We start from the raw sequence: 19,001 nt of genomic DNA, 5'->3' as shown, positions 1-19,001 counted from the left end.
CACGAGCGGCCTCGCTCTCTATAATGAGAACGGTAAGCGCACACGCATGAATGGAGGTTCAACGAAGATGAGCTACGTCGACAGCGTCATCGAGCACGTGAAGGCCAAAAACCCCAACGAGCCCGAGTTCATCCAGGCCGTCACCGAGGTGCTGAAGTCCTTGGAGCCGGTCATCGAGTCGAACCCTGCCTATGAGAAGGCGGGGCTTCTGGAGCGCATCGTCGAGCCGGAGCGCGTCATCATGTTCCGCGTGCCGTGGGTGGCCGACGACGGCACCGTGCAGGTGAACCGCGGGTTCCGCGTGGAGTTCAACAGCGCGCTCGGCCCCTACAAGGGCGGCCTGCGCCTGCATCCTTCGGTGAACCTCGGCATCATCAAGTTCCTCGGATTCGAGCAGATCTTCAAGAACAGTCTGACCACGCTGCCGATGGGCGGCGGCAAGGGCGGCAGCGACTTCGACCCGAAGGGCAAGTCCGACGGCGAGGTCATGCGCTTCTGCCAGTCCTTCATGACGGAGCTGTGCCGCCACATCGGCGCCGACACCGACGTGCCCGCCGGCGACATCGGCACGGGCGCGCGCGAGATCGGCTATATGTTCGGCCAGTACAAGCGCATCCGCAACGAATGGGTGGGCGTGCTCACGGGCAAGGGCCTGTCCTACGGCGGCTCGCTCGCCCGCACCGAGGCCACGGGCTACGGCCTCGTGTACTTCGTGCAGGAGCACCTCGCCTGCCACGGCGACTCCTTCGAGGGCAAGACCGTGGCCGTGTCCGGCTCGGGCAACGTGGCCATCTACGCCACCGAGAAGGCCCAGCAGCTGGGCGCGAAGGTGGTCACGCTCTCCGACTCCACCGGCTGGATCCACGACCCGGCAGGCATCGACGTGGCCCTGGTCAAGCAGATCAAGGAAGTCGAGCGCGGCCGCATCAGCGAGTACGCCAAGCGCCGCGAGGGTGTGGAGTACCACGAGGGCCGCGGCGTGTGGAGCGTGCCGGTGGACATCGCGCTGCCGTGCGCCACGCAGAACGAGCTTCTGATCGACGACGCGAAGCAGCTCGTGGCCAACGGCGTGAAGATCGTGGCCGAGGGCGCGAACATGCCCACCACGATGGACGCCACCGACTACCTCATGGAGAACGGCGTGGTGTTCTGCCCCGGCAAGGCCGCCAACGCCGGCGGCGTGGCCACTTCGGGCCTGGAGATGTCGCAGAACTCCGAGCGCCTGTCGTGGTCGTTCGAGGAAGTGGACGCGAAGCTGCAGGGCATCATGAAGAGCATCTACCACGCGGCCGACGACGCCGCCCGCGAGTTCGGCCACGAGGGCAATTACGTGATGGGCGCCAACATCGCCGGCTTCAAGAAACTCGCCGACGCCATGCTGGCCCAGGGCATCGTGTAAGAAGACTTCTCTATCAGAGGTTTCAAGCGCAAACAAGGGCGCGGTCGCATTGTGGCCGCGCCCTTTCGCCTTCCACGCCCCTTCCGCTTCCGCACACGGCCTTCGCACGACTCGCTTTCCTCTAACGGTAATGAATCGGAAAATTTTTCATGAGATTTTACCGCAAAGGGCACTTGCCGTTGCCCGTTTGCATCTAACGGTAAGACTTGAAGAAGTTTGAGGCGATATTTTACCGTTTACAGACGCAAGTCAAGCTTGAGGGCAGTCTGATAAACCGAAACATGCCATATAGCACCATCTACGGTAAAATATAGCAATATTTTTGCAAATTCATTACCGTTTATGCAAGCATGCGGCGCGCCAGGAGTGCCGAACATCGCAAGCACGTGCGCAAGCGCGCCACCATCTCCGAGCACGCCTCTCCCAGCCGCCCTGATCACGCCATGCGTGCGCCCGCACCAGCCGCGCCGCCGACGCAAAGGAGGCCGTCCGCAGCCGCTCGGCACATGCGAACATGCGGATGAGGCCGTCGGCGCAGCCCGGCCCACGGGCTCCGCTCAGCGCTCGCCTTTCGAGGTGAGGTGCCAGCCGCCGCAATGCGGGCAGCGGTAGCAGTGCAGCCTCGGCGCGCCGTGCGCCGCGCAAGCGCGGGCGGCCTCCGCAGCGTCGTCCCGGCTGCCGTAGCAGTTCTTCGACAGGCACGCCTTCCGCACGAGCGCCTCCTCGCGCTCCTCGGCGCTGCGCTCCTTGCGAGCGCATTCGCGCTCGAAGACATCATCCATGCTTCCAAGGCCCGCCTTGAACGCCGCGGTCCGCTTCGCGTTCGCCGAAGGTTTCCTGCTCGCCATCGCGCGCCTCTCTTTCACCGATCCACCGAATCCGCGAGACCCAGTGTAGCACAACGCCGATTTCCGCTTCGTGCCGGCAAAAAGCGCCGAAAACGCACGAGGCCCCCGGCGCAGCCGTAGCGCCGGGGGCCTCGAAGCCGTTCGCGCGCCTCAAGCGCACGTTGTCGGCAGTCGGCCTAGAACAGCCCTTGCACCACGATGAACAGCGGCGCGAACGTCAGAGAGACGATGGTCATGAGGTTGATGAGGATGTTCATGGACGGACCGGACGTGTCCTTGAACGGATCGCCCACGGTGTCGCCCACGACCGCGGCCTTGTGGGCATCAGAGCCCTTGCCGCCGTGGTACCCCTGCTCGATGTACTTCTTCGCGTTGTCCCACGCGCCGCCGGCGTTGGACATGAAGATGGCCATGAGCATGCCGGTGGACACGGCGCCGGCCAGAAAGCCGCCGAGCATGGCCGGGTTGAAGCAGCCGATGGCAACCGGCACGATGATGGCCAAGCACCCCGGCAGCATCATCTCGCGCAGGGCCGAGGAGGTGGAGATGGCCACGCACTTGTCGTACTCGGGCTCGGCCTCGTATTCCATGATGCCCTTGATCTCACGGAACTGGCGACGCACCTCCTCCACCATCGCATGCGCCGCGCGCGACACGGCACCCATGGTGAGGGCCGCGAACATGAACGGCATCATGGCTCCGATGAAAACGCCGGCCACGATGACGGGATCAGTCAACGTGAGCGCGAAGTCGGGAATGGCATGGTGCATCGTGGCCTGATAGGACACGAAGAGCGAGATGGCCGACAGGCCCGCGGACGCGATGGCGAAGCCCTTCGCGATGGCGGCCGTCGTGTTGCCCACGGCGTCGAGGGCGTCGGTGCGGTCGCGCACCTCCTCGGGCAACCCCGCCATCTCGGCGATGCCGCCCGCGTTGTCGGCCACGGGCCCGTAGGCGTCCACGCCGATGGTGATGGCGGTGTTGGACAGCATGCCCGTGGCGGCCAAGCCCACGCCGAACAGGCCGACGGCGATGCCGCCTTCAGCCGTGGCGTTCGGGAACGCCATGTTCCCAAACGTGTACGCGCCGATGATGGCGAGCGCAACGAGCACGATGGGCGCGATGGTGGAGAGCATTCCCGTGCCCAGGCCCTCGATGATGACCGTGGCCGCGCCCGTGTCGGCGGCGTCGGCGATCTTGTGCACCGGCTTGTACTTGTCGGAGCAGAAGTACTCGGTGATCTTGCCGATGGCGAGCCCCGCCACCAAGCCGCACAGCACCGAGCCGAACAGCCACAGGGGCTGGGCCTCGGCGCTCTGGGAGTTCCAGAGGGCGAACAGGCAGAAGATCACGACGATCTCGATGCCCGCAGCGAGGTACGTGCCGCGGTTGAGGGCCTTGTGCAGCGCGGCACCTTCCTTCGTGCGCACGGCGAACAGACCGATGATGGACGTGATGATGCCGCAGCCGGCGATGATGACCGGGGTCACGAGCGCCCACACGAGGTCACCCGTGGCGAAGTAGCCGCCCAGCGCGCCGAAGGTGGCCGCCAGGATGGTGGGGGCGAGGATCGCGCCCGTGTAGCTCTCGAACAGGTCGGCGCCCATGCCCGCGACATCGCCCACGTTGTCGCCCACGTTGTCGGCGATGGTGGCCGGGTTGCGCGGATCGTCCTCGGGAATGCCCGCTTCCACCTTGCCCACGAGGTCGGCGCCCACGTCGGCGGCCTTCGTGTAGATGCCGCCGCCCACACGCGCGAACAGCGCAACAGCCGACGCGCCGGTGGCGAAGCCCTCCACCATGCCGATGTTCGTGTGCATGAGGCCGGCCAGCTCGGCGTTGATGTCCACGCCCGCCGCCATGCCGAACACCATGGCGATGAGCCACAGCGACAGGCCCATGAGGGCGAACGACGCCACGCACAGGCCCATCGTGAGGCCCGATTTGAAGCTGATGTTGAGCGCCTTCGCGACCGACTCCTCGGCGGCGTGCGCCGTGCGGGTGTTTGCGCGCGTGGCCACGTGCATGCCCACGTAGCCCGCGGCGGCGGACATGACGCCGCCCGTGACGAACGCGAGCGCCGTGATCGGCGACAGGAACACGGCCATGACGACGGCCACGACGATCATGAAGATGACGAGCAGCTTGTACTCGCTCATGAGGAACGCCTTGGCGCCCTGCTGGATCTTGAGCGAGATGCCGTTCATCTTGTCAGGGCCTGGGTCCTGCCTCAGCACCCAGGAACCCAAATAGCCCGCCATGCAGATGCCTATCAAGGCGCACACGGGAGCCATCCATGCGACTGCAGTGGTCACTGATTCCTCCTTGTCCGGACGGATACGAAGCGTGCGGCCTTTGCGCCGGGCATTCGGGCGGAAAAGTCGCAACTGCATTATTGTAGGGGATTTGTTGATGATGTGAAGCCGTATTCGGCGTTTTTCGCCTGACGAGCCTCATCGCTCGACCAACGAAACGCCGCCGCGCACCCACAAGCCCCCCTCCTGGAAAACGGTAGGCGTGGACGCGCCGAAATCGGAAGAACGAGCGGCCCCGGCAAGCCCCTTCGACATCGACCCCAACCGTCGACCAGGCGCTTTCCATGCAACAGAGGCAAGCGGGAGGGCAAGGCTTTCCGACTTCGGTCGTTTCTCGCCATTTGGCGCGAACCGCGACGGCCCCTGGGCGACCGAGACCCCTACAAGTTCTCCCGCACCCAGGCGATGTTGCCCTTGACGGTGGCGATGAGCTCGTCCATGTCGTCGAACGCCCGCATGGGGCGCAGCCAATGGAGGAACTCCACCTTGACGGGCTTTCCGTACAGATCGCCCGAGAAGTCGAGCAGGTGCGCTTCGCAGGTGGCGGTGGCTCGGTCGGCAAACGTGGCGGCCACGCCCACGTTGACGGCGGCCTTGTACCGCGCCCCGCCCACCTCGGCCCAAGCCGCGTACACGCCGTCGCCGAGCGGACGGAGCTGGTCGGGCACCTCGAGGTTGGCCGTGCGGAACCCCAGGTCGGCTCCTTCCCCGCGACCGGGTTCGACGGTCCCGGTCATGAAGTAGGGGCGCCCGAGCAGCCGGTTCGCCTCCTCGATGTCGCCCGCAGCCAGAAGCAGCCGGATGCGCGTGGCCGTGATGGGCGCGCCGTCGTCGCTTTTCAGGCCGTGCGCCCGCACCTTCGTGCCGCCCGCAAGCCCCCAGGCGTCGAGGTCGTCGACGGTGCCGCACGCGCGGGCGCCGAACTTGAAGTCGAACCCCACGTGCAGATACGCCGGAGGCGTCCCGTCGAAGGTCTGCGCAAGGAACTCCGCAGGGCTCGACGCCGCGAACTCGCGGGTGAACGGCAGCACGCACACGGCGTCCACCCCCGTGGACGCGAGCATCGACAGGCGCTCTTCGTTCGTCATGAGCTTCTTGAGGCGCAGCGGATGGAACACCTCGTCGGGATCGATGTCGAACGTGAGCGCGACGCTCCTGCCGCCCGAGCGCGCGGCGGTGTCCCGCGCGCGGTCGAGCAGGAACCGATGTCCCCGGTGCACGCCGTCGAACACGCCGAAGGCGCACGAGGTGCCCTCGAAGAAGCCGTGGTCGAACGCGTCGTCGGCCTTAACAATCTCTGCCACGAGACACCCCCGTCTGAAACACGCAGCGCGCCTTGAACCTGTCGCGCGCCCTGTCGTACCCATAGAGCGCTGCCAGCCTGTTGTCCGAAACGACGGCCACGAGCTCGCCGTCCTTGGGCGGCTCGCAGCTCTCGCGCACGCCCGCCGTGCATGCGCACAGCTCGAGCGCCGACGTCGTGCGGCGACGCTCGAACAAGGGCAGCTCGGCCGATCCGAGAGCCGCGCCGTTGGCCACCCGGGCGGCCATATCCCCCTGCGCGAACGCGAAGCGCGCGCCGAGAAGGCGCACCGGGTCGAGCGCGGCGCGGTCACCGAGGTCGGCAAGCGCCTCCAGACTCACGCACTCCTCGAGGGAAAGCAGGCCGAGCGCCGTGCGCTCAAGCGCGGCCACGTGCGCCGGACAGCCCAGCGCCGCGCCCGCGTCACGGGCGAGGGCGCGGATGTAGGTGCCCTTCGACACGTGGAACTCGACGTCCCACGACGGCAGGTCGCAGCCGTCCGACGCCTCGCGCACCCCCAGGAGGAGCGCGTCGTGCACGACGATGTCGCGCGGCTTGAGCTCGATGATGGAGCCCGAACGAGCCGCCTCGTAGGATTTCGTGCCTCCCACCTTGACAGCCGAGTACGCGGGGGGCATCTGCTTGCGCGCGCCCACGAGGCCCGCGACGAACGCGCGGGCGAATTCGGGATCCAGCACGCACGCCGGCACCGGAGCGGTGCGCAGCACGCGCCCTTCGGCATCGTCGGTGTCGGTGCCCGCGCCGAAGGCGATCCTCACGCGGTAGCGTTTGTCGTGCCCAGTCAGATAGGCACCGAGCCGCGTGGCCGGCCCCACGCACACGGGCAGCACGCCCGTGGCCATCGGATCGAGCGTGCCCGTGTGCCCCACGCGCCGCTCGCCGAAGATGCGCCGGCAGCGGTTCACCACATCGTGCGAGCTCATGCCCGCGGGCTTGTTCACGCCCACCACGAGCGAAAGCCCCGATGTCCCCCGTCTCACGAGCGGCACACCCCCTCGTCTGGCGCGGACGGCGCAGCCGGCGCGTCCGACGAAAGCGGCGCTTGCGACGCGACGGCGACGGCCTCCTCGAGCGCGCGCCCCACGGTCGTCACCGCCTCGGACAGCGGCAGCTCGAGCGTGAACCCGGCGGCCGCCACATGCCCGCCGCCGCCGAAGCGGCGCGCGATGGCCGCCACGTCGGTGCCGTCCTTCGCACGCAGACTGCCGCGCACGGCCCCGTCCTGCTCGCGCAGCACGCACGCCACGCGCACGCCCGCGATCGAACGCAGCGCGTCGATGACGGGCTCCGCATCGGCCTTCGTCGCGCCGAGCGCCTCGAAGTCCTCGCGGGAAAGCCAGCTTTGCGCGATCGCGCCGCCCGCCTCGAGCCTCATCCTGCCGATGGCGACGCCTTCGAGGCGCACCGATGCCTCCGAACGGCTCTGGAACACGGCGCGCGACACGAAGGCCGCATCGGCGCCCGCCGCCGCCATCTCCGACGCAGCACGCAAAGCGGCCGCGTCGGTGTTCTGGTACTGGAAGCGCCCCGTGTCGGTGACGAGGCCGGCGTAGCAGCACAGGGCCACGTCGCCGATGCGGTCCGCGCCGAGCAGTCCCGCAAGCTCCCACACGAGCATGGTCGTGGAGGCCGCGTCGGGGTCCACGTACGTGAGGTCGGCCATCGTCGTCTCCGCCGCGTGATGGTCAACCACCACGGACGTCTCGCTCGCATCGAGCAGCGAGACCGCGTCGCCGATGCGCGCGCGCGTGGGGACGTCGACGGCCACGAACGTCCGCGCAGGGCCGTCGTAGCGCGCCGCCGGCACGAGATCGGCGAAGCCGGGGAGGAAAGAGAGCCGCGCATCCGCCGGCTCGTCTTTCGCGAGCAGGCACGCCACGCGCTTGCCGAGGCCTTTGAGCGCGGCGGCGAGCGCAAGCTGCGAGCCGAGGCAATCGCCGTCGGGGCTCACGTGCCCGCAGATCACGATGTCGTCGGACGCTCTCAGCGCATCGGCGATCGCCGCGAGGTCGGTGTTGGTTTGGGGGGTGGGGGCCATGGACGCTCCCTACTCGCCCGTCGCCGCATCGTCGGCGGACGCCGAGGCGTCGTCGCCGGGCGCATCAGATGCGTCGGACGCTTCGGATGCGCCAGAGGCGTTGCGGGCAGCGTCGCGCTTGAGCGCCGACGCGATGCGCTCGGCCTCGTCCACGCTCGCATCCAAGCGGAAGCGCAGCTCGGGTGCCACGCGCCACGACAGCTGGCGCGCCATGAGCGAGCGGATGCGCCCTGCGGCGACCTTGAACGCCGCCGCGGCCTCCTCGTAGCGGCCCGGCTCGGCGGTGTAGTACACGTTGCACACGCTACGGTCGTAGCTCACCTCGCAGCCCGTGATGGTGACGAGCGCAAGGCGCGGATCGGATATCTCGAACAGGAGGATGCCCGCGATCACCTCGCGAGCCTGCTCGTTGACCTTGCGGTTGGATGAACCCTGCTTCATGGAAAAGAGCTCCTTTCTCGCAGGTTGCGTATCTCGCAGGTTGGCGTTAGTAAGTCAGCGAGGCTGGCTGCGACGCCCGAGTTTCGTGGGATCGCGAAGGCAACGCGTACTCTGGCACGTGTCAAACAGTCCGGCAGACTGCTTGATCCCGCACTACGCGCCCGAGCGGGCGCGCCCTGATCGGCGAAGCCGAGGCAGGGCATTTCGGGATCGCGCGAAGATCGGACGTCGCAACCGGCCGCAACGTCGGCTCGTTGCGGCGGCCGGAAGGCCGCCGCACCCGAACTATTCCGTGCGCTCGACTTCCTTCGAGGTGTAGCCCTCGATGAGGTCGCCCACCTTGAGGTCTTGGAACTTCTCGATGCCGATGCCGCACTCGTAGCCCTGCTTCACGGACTTCACATCGTCCTTGAAGCGACGCAGCGACGCCATCGCGCCCTCGAAGATGACCGTGCCGTCGCGCACGATGCGCACCTTGTCGTCGCGGTGGATCTCGCCTTCGGTGACGTAGCAGCCGGCGATGGTGCCCACCTTCGGCACCTTGAACGTCTCGCGCACCTCGGCGGTGCCGGTGTCCTCCTCCACGATGTCGGGCGAGAGCAGACCCACGCGCGCGGCGTTGATCTCCTCGATGGCCTGATAGATGACGCGGTACAGGCGGATGTCCACCTTTTCCTTCTCGGCTTGCTGCTTGGACTTGCCGGTCGGGCGCACGTTGAAGCCGATGATGATGGCGTCCGAGGCGCTCGCCAGCGTGACGTCCGTCTCGGTGATGCCGCCCACGGCCGAGTGCACGATGTTGATGCGCACCTCGGACTGGTCCATCTTCTCGAACGCGTCGCGCAGCGCCTCGATGGAGCCCTGCACGTCGGCCTTCACGATGAGGTTGAGGTCGGTCTGCTTGCCCTCCTCGATGCGGTTGAACAGGTCGTCCAGGCTCATATGGGACTTCGTCTCCTGCTCGGCCAAACGGGCGCGCAGCGCGCGCTCCTCGGCCAGCTTGCGGGCGTCGCGCTCGTCGGCGAACACGCGGAACTCGTCGCCGGCGGTGGGCACGCTCGACAAGCCGAGGATCTCCACCGGATCGGCGGGACCGGCCGCGTCCACATGGCGGCCGCGCGGATCGACGAGGGCGCGCACGCGCCCGTAGGACGTGCCGGCCACCACGGCGTCGCCCGGATGGAGCGTGCCGCGCTGCACGAGCACGGTGGCCACGGGGCCGCGGCCCTTGTCGAGGTTCGCCTCGATGACGAAGCCGGAAGCCTCGGCGTCGGGGTTGGCCTTGAGCTCGAGCACGTCGGCCTGCAGAAGGATCGTCTCGAGCACGTCGTCGATGTGCAGGCGCTGCTTGGCCGACACCTCCACGAACATGTTCGAGCCGCCCCACTCCTCGGGGATGACGCCGTACTCGGTGAGCTCCTGGCGCACGCGGTCGGGGTTGGCGCCGGCCTTGTCGATCTTGTTCACGGCCACCACGATGGGGACCTCGGCGGCCTTCGCGTGGTTGATGGCCTCGATGGTCTGCGGCATCACGCCGTCGTCGGCGGCCACCACGAGCACGATGACGTCGGTCACCTGGGCGCCGCGGGCGCGCATGGCGGTGAACGCCTCGTGGCCCGGCGTGTCGATGAACGTGATCTGGCGTCCGTTGATGTCCACCACCGACGCGCCGATGTGCTGCGTGATGCCGCCGGCCTCTCCTGCGGCCACGCCCGTGTCGCGGATGGCGTCGAGAAGCGACGTCTTGCCGTGGTCGACGTGGCCCATGACGGTGACCACGGGCGGGCGCGGCTTGAGGTCCTCCTCGCGGTCGTGGTAGACGACGGCGTACTCCTCCTCGGGCGACACGACGCGCACCTTGCGGCCCAGGTCGTCGGCGATGAGCTCGATCATGTCGTCGGCCATCGACTGCGTGAGCGTGAGCACCTGGCCCAGCATGAACAGGCGCTTGATGACGTCGTTGGGCTGCACGCCCAAAAGCTCGGCGAACTTGGCCACGGTCGCGCCCTGGGGGATCTCCACCACGGAGTCATCGAGCACGAGCGTGGGGTCGAGCCCCTTCTCGATGGCCTCGAGCTCGAGGCGCTCGCGGTTGGCGGCCTCGCGCTTCTGCTTGCGCTTCTTGCGGCGGCCCTCCCCCTCGTGCGAGGTGGCGGCGGCCACGGCCGCGCGCGCCTCGGCGAGCACTTTGTCGCGCTGCAGCTTCTCGGCCTGCACGGCCATCTGGGCGTAGCGGTCCTCGGGCTGCGTCTGCTGCTGCTCGAGCTCGGGCACGATCTGCTCGAACGAGGCGCCCCTGCGCCCCTTCTTGGATCCGCGCTCGGGCTTGCCGCCGCGACGCGCGCCCTGGGACTGCGCGGCAGTCTGCTTCTGCTGCGACTCGATGCGCTGCTTCTCGGCCTCGATCTGCGACAGCAGCGAGTCGAAGCTCGACTTCTTCGCGCCGAGCACCGGAGCGGGCTTCTTGGGCGAGGCCGACGCGGACGACTTGCCGCCCTTGGCGCTGCGCTGGCGCAAGGCCTCCTCCACCGCCTGCTTCTTGGCCACCTCGGCGGCGATCTTCGCGGCGCGGGCTCGGGCGCGGGCCTCGGCCGCCTCGCGCGCGACGCGCTCCTTCTCGCTTTCGATCTGGCTTGCCAGGCTTTCGAACGGCGAGGGGGCGGGAGCCTTCTTGGGCGCGCGCTCCGCGGCCTTCGGTGCGCCGTCGGCAGCCTCGCGGCGGGCGCGTTCGGCCTCGCGGGCGGCGCGCTCCTGCTCCACGGCCTCGCGACGGGCGCGCTCCTCCTCGGCGCGCTGGCGCTCGGCGGCGGCGCGCTCCTCGGCGAGCTTCTTCGCCTCCTCGTCCTCGAGCTGGCCGGCGCGCTGCTTGATCTCGGGCTCGAGGTTCTTGCGGATCTTGGCAACGTAGGCGTCGGCGAGCATGCTCGCATGGCTCTTCGCGGGGATCTTCATCTCGTGCAGCTTGTCGAGCAGCTCCTTGCTCGACATGTCGAACTCCTTCGCCAACTCATGTACTCGCATGCTGGCCATATACCACTCCTCTACTTCTTATCTCGCTGTGCGCGCAGCCGCGGCGACCTCGGCGGCGATCCGTTCGTACACATCGCCCTCGAGCGTCGTCCTGAGCGCTCGGTCGAGCTTCTTTCTCTTGCATGCGGCGGCGAAGCACTCCTCGGAGCAGACGTACGCCCCCCTGCCCGGCGCGCGGCCGGTCGCGTCGAAGGCCACGGCTCCGGACGGATCGCGCACGATGCGCAGAAGGGCCACCTTGTCGGCCTGCCTCCCGCATGCGATGCAGCTTCGCTGCCGTTTCACCGTCGCCATGACCTGCCGCCTTTCTCTCCGCGCCCTACGCCTCGTCGAGGTCGGCGTGGATGCCGCAGAAGCGGCTGCCCGGACGAGCGTGGTTGCGGCAGCGGACGCCGTCCTCGCTCACGTGGGCGCACAGCCCCGCCTCGTCGTCGGCGTCCTCTTCGTCGATGAGCATGTTGTCCACCGGCGCGAGCGGCTCGCCGGTGAAGCTCGCGCTCTTGATGTCGATGTGCCAGCCGGTCAGGCGCGCGGCGAGGCGGGCGTTCTGCCCCTCCTTGCCGATGGCCAGGGAAAGCTGGTCGTCGGGCACCACGACGGTGGCGTAGTGGGTGTCCTCGTCGATGAGCACGCGCGTCACCTTCGCCGGCGACAGCGCGTTGGCCACGTACACCTTCGGATCCTCGGCCCACTGGATCACGTCCACGCGCTCGTTGCGCAGCTCCTCCACCACCATGCGCACGCGGCTGCCCTTCGGGCCCACGCAGGCGCCCACCGGATCGAGGTTCGCCTCGCGCGAGGCCACGGCGATCTTGCTGCGCGCGCCCGGCTCGCGGGCGATGGACTTGATCTCCACCATGCCGTCGTAGATCTCCGGCACCTCGATCTCGAAGAGGCGGCGGATGAGGTCCGGATGGGTGCGCGACACCACGATGGCCGGACGGGCCTGCTCGCCGCGCATCTTCGGCGCGTCGGAGTTCGGGTCGCGCACGTCGATGATGAGCACCTTGAGGCGCTGGTTGTGGCGGTAGTGCTCGCCGGCGGGGCGCTCGTTGCGCTCGCCGGGGTTGCGCTTCGCGTCGTAGTGGGGAAGCTCGGCCTCCACGCCGTCGCGGATCTTGATGATGGTGAACTCCGGCGTGCCCTGCAGCACCGTGCCCGTCACGAGGTCGCCCACGCGGCCCGCGAACTCCTCGTAGATGGACTGGCGGCCGGCCTCGCGCACGATGGACGCGATGACGCCCTTGGCGTTCTGGGCGGCGATGCGGCTCACGTCGGCGGGCGTGACGTCGCGCTCCTCGAACTCGCTGTACTCGCCGGTCTCCTCGTCGGGCTCGCCCACGGGCACGAGCTCGTAGACATAGATGCGCCCCGTCTGGCGGTCGATGGTCACGCGGGCGTCCCACTCGAGGTCGAGGATGTGCTGATAGCTTTTCGCAAGCGACGCCTCGAGGCGGTCGATGAGGTAGAACTCGTCGATCTTGCGCTCATGGGCCAGCGCTTGCAAGGCCTCGATCAGTTCTGAAGTTGCCACGTCTTCGCTTCCTTTCCTCCGATGCTCGCTTACGAGCTGAAATCGATCGTGCCCTTGAGGTGGGCGCGCTTGATGCCGTCGAACGGGATGGCCACGTGCTCGCCGTCCACGTCGAGCACGACCTCGTCTCCTTCCGCCGAAACGATCGCGCCCGCGAACGAGCTGCGGCCATCGAGCGGACGCGAGGTCTTGACGACGGCTGTCTGGCCGGCGAAGCGCGCGAAGTGCTCCAAAGTGCGCAGCGGCCGGTCGATGCCGGGAGAAGACACCTCGAGCGAGTACGCGCCGGGGAACGGGTCGAGCTCGTCCATGATCGCGTTGATCCACGCCTGCGCGGACGCGAGCTCGTCGAACCCCACGCCGCCGGGCGTGTCGATGAACACCCGGATCGTCGGCGCCTTCTTCGCGCCCACGACCTCGACCGTCACGATCTCCACCCCCTCGGCCTCGGCGCGAGGCGACAGCGCGTCGAGCAGTTGCCGTTCCTTTCCGCTGAGCACGGGTCGTCCTCCTTCTCCGTCCGGTTCCGCCGTCTGCCCGCCGCGCACGGCGGCCGGGGCCTTACAAACAAAGAAAGCGGGAACAAGCCCACTTTCTCGTGTGTCGAAAGTATGGTGCGCACGGACAGAGCGTCCGCTGCTGCATTGCCTTGCCTTTATACCACACTGGAAACGGTTTGCCTAGTTCGCGCGCATGTTCGGACGCAACTTCTGCACATTTGGCAGGTGCGAGCGGCCTTTGCCGCAACCCGCGGCGGCCCCGAGGGCGGCTGCGGCGAAGCGGCGCCCGCCATTCCCCTCCCCTACTTCCCGGCTTTCACCAGCTCCTCGGCCATCTCGCGCAGATTGAACTTCTGCACCTTCATGGACGGGGTCATGGGGAAGTCGTCCACGAAGAACACGCGCTTGGGAACCTTGTAGCGCGCGATGCGCGGGATGGCGAAGGCGCGCACGTCCTCCTCGGTCATGTCCTCGTGGCCGGGGCGCGTGCGAATGAACGCGCCCACGATCTCGCCGAGACGGGCATCGGAGATGCCCACCACCTGCGCGTCGAGCACGCCGGGCATCGTGAGCAGGAAGTTCTCCACCTCAAGCGGGTAGACGTTCTCGCCGCCGCGGATGATCATGTCCTTGATGCGCCCGGTCACGCGGTAGTAGCCATCCTCGTCCACCATGCCGAGGTCTCCCGAGTGCAGATAGCCGTCCTCATCGATGGCCTCGGCTGTGGCCTCGGGCATCTTGTAGTAGCCCTTCATCACGTTGTAGCCCTTGCAGCACAGCTCCCCCGGCTCGCCCGGCGCGCAGATATGCCCGTCGGTCGGATCCACCACGCGCACATCCACCGGCGGGTGCTTGCGGCCCACCGTCTCGCACTTGTGCTCGACGTCGTCGTCCACCGTGGTCTGCGTGAACACGGGGCTGCATTCCGTAAGACCGTAGCAGATGGTGATCTCGGGCATGTGCATGCGGCCCATGACCTCGCGCATCGTCTCCGGCGGGCAGGACGCGCCGGCCATGATGCCCGTGCGCAGGCTGGTGAGGTCGAACGTGTCGAAGTCGGGGTGGTTCAACTCGGCGATGAACATCGTGGGCACGCCGTACACGGCCGTGGCGCGCTCCTTGTGGATGGCTTGCAGCACGAGCCCCGCGTCGAAGTCCTCCACGATGATCATGGTGGAGCGGTGCGTGAGGCACGCCATCACGCCCAGCACGCAGCCGAAGCAGTGGAAGAACGGCACGGGCAGGCACACGCGGTCCTCGGCACCCAGGCGCTGGCCCTCGCCGATGTAGAAGCCGTTGTTCAGGATGTTGCGGTGCGTGAGCATGACGCCCTTCGGAAATCCCGTGGTGCCGGACGTGTACTGCATCATCACCACGTCGTTGTTGTCGAACCGGGCTTCGGCCTCGGCGAGCGCGCTTTCGGGCACGTGCTGCCCGAGCAGGATGAGCTCGGGCACGCTGTAGCAGCCGCGATGCTTCTCCGGCCCCATGTAGATGATGTGCTTGAGGAACGGATAGGCCTCCGACTCCAGATACCCGCGCGGCTGCGTGAGCGTCTCGGGCACAAGCTCGCGGATGATCTGCAGGTAGTCCACGTCGCGGTAGGCGTCGATGACGCAGAGCGCCTTCATGTCGGACTGCTTCAGCACGTAGTCGAGCTCGTGGCTCTTGTAGATGGGGTTCACCGTGACCATGACCACGCCGATCTTGGCCGTGGCGTACATGAACGTGAGCCAGTCGGGGATGTTGCGCGCCCACACGCCCAGGTGATCGCCCGGTTCCATGCCGATGGCCAAAAGGCCCCGCGCCAGGTTGTCGGTGCGCTCGTCGAAGTCGCGGTAGGTCCAGCGCAGCATGCGGTCGGGGTACACGACGAACTCGTGGTCGGGATCTGCCGCCACTTGGTCGCGGAAGTAGCGTCCGATGGTCTTCTCGGAATGAAGCGGGTAGTCGGGCGATCCGGGGACGGGGCCGGGGATCTGTTCGGTTTCGGGCATGAGGAGCCTCTTTTCTCGCAGGTTCGACCGGATGGGGCAAGACGGCCCGCCCATGCGCCCCGGGGGCGCATGACGGCCGCACGGGTTGGCGTAGCAAGCCAGCAAGGGCGGCTGCGGCGTCGGAATTCGCGGGATCGCGGAGGCAACGCGTGCTTTGGCACGCGCAGAACAGCCCGGTGGACTGTTTGATCCCATACTACGCGCTACGCGACCGAGCGGGCGCGCCCTGATCGACGAAGCCGAGGCAGGGCATTCCGCGATCGCGCGAAGATCGGGTACGGCAGCCAGCCGCAGCGTCAAGTCTGTACTCCGATCGTCAGATCGGGGTATAGACCACGGCCAGGAACTTCGCCTTCTGGCCGTCGTGGGCGCGCACCTGGTGCGGCACGATGGAGTCGTAGTAGATGCTCTCGCCGGGATGCAGCACGTAGACGTCCTTGCCGTACTCGATCTCGATGCAGCCCTCCATGCCGAACAGCCATTCCTCGCCCTCGTGGCCCACGAGCTCGTGGTCGGTCTCGCCCGTGGGGTCCACCGTGATGACGAACGGATCCATGTGGCGCGACGGACGGCCCGCGGCCAAGCTGAAATAGCTGAGGTCGCCGCCCGAGGTGGTCTCGAGGCTGGCGGCGCGCTCGACCTCGGCCATCTGGTCGCGGTCGATGTAGGCGGGTCCCAGATCCTCGTCGTCGTCCATGAGCGTGCCGAGGCGCACGCCCAGCGCGCGCGTGATCTTGATGAGCGGCGCGAGCGACGCGGGCACCTCCCCCGCCTCGAGCCCCTCGATGAGCGCAAGGTCGAGCCCGCACCGGTCGGCCAAATCGCGGCTCGACAGGTGGTGCGCTTCGCGCAACGTGACGATCTTTCTCCCCAGGCGGTTGTTTTGCATGCTCGATCCCCCTCTTCGACGGCGGCCGTTTTCGGTATTCTACCGCACAGAGCGCGACCTTCCCACATGAAAGCCGCTTCACGCCCCGAAACCGCCCATTTGACCCCCCCCTTAAGAAAACGCAACGAAGCCGCCCTCGGGCGGCTTCGCTCGGCAACGGCGCTTGCGCGCACCGGACGCTTACTCGTGGAACAGGGAATGCCTCAGCTCCTCCTCGTCCTTGAACGACAGCGACGTCTGCAGCACGTCGCCGCCGAAGGGCCTGAGGGCCTGGACGAACTTGTCGGTGGTCATGCCGTCGACCACCATGAACACCGCCGCGCTGTCGTCGGTGGACAGAAGGTCGCGCACACGGTCTTGGAAATCGCGATCGACGCCGTGCTTCACGACGAGGCCCGTGAGGGCGCCGATACCGGCCCCGAGCGCCGCGCCGACGAGGGGCACGAAGAACAGAAGGCCGAACAACACGCCCCAGAACAGGCCCCACACCGCGCCCGTTCCCACCTTCGAACCGGGTGTGACCACGTCGTACTTCCCTCCCGAGCGCCGCGCCACCACGGCGACGGACTGCAGGCTGACGATGAGGTCTTGACCGAGATCGAGGATCTTCTCGTACGCGGACTTGGCTTCGGATTCGCTCGGATAACCGAGCACAACGAGCGTACTCATGGGCAGAGCTCCTTTCGATTGGCTGCGTGAGCCCACCCTAACGCCCCGGAGAGGCCCGTGGCGTTAGGCGGCAGATCTGCCGCTCGCCCGTCACCGACCCGTCAGCGCGCCGAGAGCGTCGACAGGTCGTGGCCGTCTGCCGCTTCGCACCCCTCCCCCGATCGAGAAAACTCCGGAACCGCATGCGAATACGCAGCCCCCGATCTCCGTCCTCGGACGCGGAGAAGCACCCGCCAGGCTGGATCCCCATGCGCGCCTCGAGCCCTGTCTCCGTGCGCATCTCGCACCCCGCTCCCTCTCGGCCCGAGCGCGCAGCCGCGAAAAAGGAGGCGCTCGCAGGATGGAGCCTCCCCTGCTCGTCCCCGCACGCATGCGCACGAAAAAGCGCCCCGGACACGACTTGCCGTGTCCGGGGCGCTTCCATTCCGCACGGCTCTTCGCCGCGACTGGGGCGCTCGCCCGCCCGCGCGCCGTCAGCGCACGGCAGGTCCGCTCATGGCGCCTTCGCGCCTACTTCGCGGGGTAGAACCCGCTCGGCTCCTCGCCGAGGTTGATCATGATGTTCTTCGTCTGGCAGTAGTGCTCGAGCATGATCTTGTGCGTCTCGCGGCCGATGCCGGACTCCTTGTAACCGCCGAACGGCGCGCCGGAGGGGATCTGGTTGTAGGTGTTCACCCACATGCGGCCCGTGCGCACGCCACGGGCCACGCGGAAGGCGCGGTTGATGTCGCGCGTCCACACCGCGCCGCCAAGCCCGTACACCGAGTCGTTCGCCAGGTCGATGACCTCCTGCTCGTCCTTGAACTTGATGACCACGGCCACCGGCCCGAAGATCTCCTCCTGCGCCACGCGGCAGGAGTTGCTCGGCACCTCGATGAGCGTGGGCTTCAAGAACGCGCCCTTGGCGCACGCGCCCTCGGTGTAGCGCTCGCCGCCGCACAGCACGCGCCCGCCCTCCTGCTTGGCGATCTCCACGTACTCGAGGATCTTAGCGGCCTGGCGCTCGTCGATCTGGCTGCCCATCTGGGTGTCGTCCTCCCACGGCATGCCGATCTTCACCTTGCCGAACGCCTCGCACGCATCTTCCACGAACTTGTCGTAGATGTCCTCGTGCACGAAGATGCGGCTGCCGGCGCAGCACACCTGCCCCTGGTTGAAGAGGATGCCCAGCTGCACGCCGTCGAGCATCATGTCCCACTTCGCATCGGGGAAGATGATGTTGGCCGACTTGCCGCCCAGCTCGAGCGTGGCTGGGATGAGCCGCTCGGCCGCCGCGCGCGCCACGTCGCGGCCCACCTCGGTGGAGCCGGTGAACGCGAGCTTGCTGATCTTCGGGTTGTCGAGGATGTACTGGCCGGACTTCGAGCCGCGGCCCGTCACCACGTTGAACACGCCGGCCGGAATGACGTCCTGGGTGAGCTTCGCCAGCTCGAGCACCGTGAGCGAGGTGGTGGACGAGGGCTTGAACACCGTGCAGTCGCCCGCCGCCAGAACCGGCGCGAGCTTCCACGCGGCCATGAGGAACGGGAAGTTCCACGGCACGATCTGGCCCACCACGCCGATGGGCTCGTGCAGCACGAGCGACATCATGTTGCCGGGCAGCATATCGGCCTCGCCCGTGTCGGCCAGAAGCACGCCGGCGAAGTAGCGGAAGTGGTCCACCGAGTACGCCACGTCGATGGCGCGCGTCTCGCGGATGGGCTTGCCGTTGTCAAGCGACTCGAGCAGCGCGAACTTCTCCGCGTTCTCCTCGATGAGGTCGGCCACTTTGTTCAGGATGATGGCGCGCTCGGCCTTGGTGGTCTTGCCCCACGTCTCGAAGGCCTTCCACGCCGCGTCGACCGCGCGGTCGACGTCGTCTTTCGTGGCGTCGGCGATGGTCGAGAGCTTCTCGCCGTTGGCCGGGCAGAACACGTCGAGCGTGCCGCCGTCCGAGGCGTCGATCCACTCGCCGCCGATGTAGAGCTGGTAGGATTGCTGAGCAGGATTGTTCATGGCGCGTCCTTTCGCATGGAGG

Annotated in this window: 15 protein-coding genes; 1 reads left to right on the top strand and 14 read right to left on the bottom strand. The window is 67.6% G+C overall.

All coding sequences use genetic code 11. From position 1 onward, the window contains the following. Positions 1–67 precede the first annotated feature (67 nt). The gene (gdhA, locus tag C2L80_RS00915; RefSeq protein ID WP_103262438.1) at positions 68–1,399 is read left to right on the top strand and encodes an NADP-specific glutamate dehydrogenase; all 1,332 of its coding nucleotides are present in this window, start codon (positions 68–70) and stop codon (positions 1,397–1,399) included. Between the two features lie 557 nt (positions 1,400–1,956). Here gdhA and C2L80_RS00910 read toward each other — a convergent pair. The 14 genes from C2L80_RS00910 to C2L80_RS00840 form a co-directional block, all read right to left on the bottom strand. Continuing rightward, complete coding sequence (locus tag C2L80_RS00910) at positions 1,957–2,181, bottom strand: hypothetical protein (protein WP_239938623.1); 225 nt, start codon at positions 2,179–2,181, stop codon at positions 1,957–1,959. A gap of 242 nt (positions 2,182–2,423) precedes the next feature. Then, complete coding sequence (locus C2L80_RS00905) at positions 2,424–4,541, bottom strand: sodium-translocating pyrophosphatase (RefSeq protein WP_191383333.1); 2,118 nt, start codon at positions 4,539–4,541, stop codon at positions 2,424–2,426. Positions 4,542–4,942: 401 nt separating this feature from the next. Further along, positions 4,943–5,866: a riboflavin biosynthesis protein RibF gene (gene ribF / locus C2L80_RS00900; RefSeq protein ID WP_103262435.1), complete on the bottom strand. Its 924-nt coding sequence runs from the start codon at positions 5,864–5,866 to the stop codon at positions 4,943–4,945. Beyond that, positions 5,850–6,866 (bottom strand): tRNA pseudouridine(55) synthase TruB, encoded by a 1,017-nt coding sequence (gene truB / locus C2L80_RS00895; protein ID WP_239938621.1) that lies wholly within the window; start codon positions 6,864–6,866, stop codon positions 5,850–5,852. Before truB ends, ribF begins: the two co-directional genes overlap by 17 nt. Then, positions 6,863–7,924 carry a DHH family phosphoesterase gene (locus C2L80_RS00890; RefSeq protein ID WP_103262433.1) on the bottom strand — a complete coding sequence of 354 codons (1,062 nt, stop codon included), beginning with the start codon at positions 7,922–7,924 and terminating at the stop codon, positions 6,863–6,865. Before C2L80_RS00890 ends, truB begins: the two co-directional genes overlap by 4 nt. A gap of 9 nt (positions 7,925–7,933) precedes the next feature. Beyond that, a complete protein-coding gene (gene rbfA, locus C2L80_RS00885) occupies positions 7,934–8,365 on the bottom strand; it encodes a 30S ribosome-binding factor RbfA (protein ID WP_092197445.1) in 432 nt (143 codons plus the stop codon). Positions 8,366–8,650: 285 nt separating this feature from the next. Then, entirely contained in the window at positions 8,651–11,395 is a 2,745-nt protein-coding gene (gene infB, locus C2L80_RS00880; RefSeq protein ID WP_103262432.1) for a translation initiation factor IF-2, read from the bottom strand. An 18-nt stretch (positions 11,396–11,413) separates the two neighbouring features. Beyond that, on the bottom strand, positions 11,414–11,689 hold the full coding sequence (gene rnpM / locus C2L80_RS00875) for an RNase P modulator RnpM (RefSeq protein ID WP_087195803.1): 276 nt from the start codon (positions 11,687–11,689) through the stop codon (positions 11,414–11,416). Positions 11,690–11,714: 25 nt separating this feature from the next. Continuing rightward, a complete protein-coding gene (nusA, locus tag C2L80_RS00870; protein WP_092197449.1) occupies positions 11,715–12,929 on the bottom strand; it encodes a transcription termination factor NusA in 1,215 nt (404 codons plus the stop codon). A 29-nt stretch (positions 12,930–12,958) separates the two neighbouring features. Beyond that, positions 12,959–13,429: a ribosome maturation factor RimP gene (locus C2L80_RS00865; protein WP_103262431.1), complete on the bottom strand. Its 471-nt coding sequence runs from the start codon at positions 13,427–13,429 to the stop codon at positions 12,959–12,961. A 302-nt stretch (positions 13,430–13,731) separates the two neighbouring features. Beyond that, on the bottom strand, positions 13,732–15,426 hold the full coding sequence (locus tag C2L80_RS00860) for an AMP-binding protein (RefSeq protein WP_103262430.1): 1,695 nt from the start codon (positions 15,424–15,426) through the stop codon (positions 13,732–13,734). 316 nt (positions 15,427–15,742) lie between these two features. Then, positions 15,743–16,315: a cupin domain-containing protein gene (locus C2L80_RS00855; protein WP_092197455.1), complete on the bottom strand. Its 573-nt coding sequence runs from the start codon at positions 16,313–16,315 to the stop codon at positions 15,743–15,745. Positions 16,316–16,495: 180 nt separating this feature from the next. Then, complete coding sequence (locus tag C2L80_RS00850) at positions 16,496–16,984, bottom strand: DUF1269 domain-containing protein (RefSeq protein WP_087195808.1); 489 nt, start codon at positions 16,982–16,984, stop codon at positions 16,496–16,498. Positions 16,985–17,494: 510 nt separating this feature from the next. Further along, positions 17,495–18,979: an aldehyde dehydrogenase family protein gene (locus C2L80_RS00840; protein ID WP_092197471.1), complete on the bottom strand. Its 1,485-nt coding sequence runs from the start codon at positions 18,977–18,979 to the stop codon at positions 17,495–17,497. Positions 18,980–19,001: the final 22 nt, after the last annotated feature.

Source organism: Rubneribacter badeniensis, assembly GCF_002899695.1.
Classification (GTDB): Bacteria; Actinomycetota; Coriobacteriia; order Coriobacteriales; family Eggerthellaceae; genus Rubneribacter; species Rubneribacter badeniensis.
Note: the sequence above shows the minus strand (reverse complement) of the source record. Positions and strands in the feature narration are given on the sequence as shown.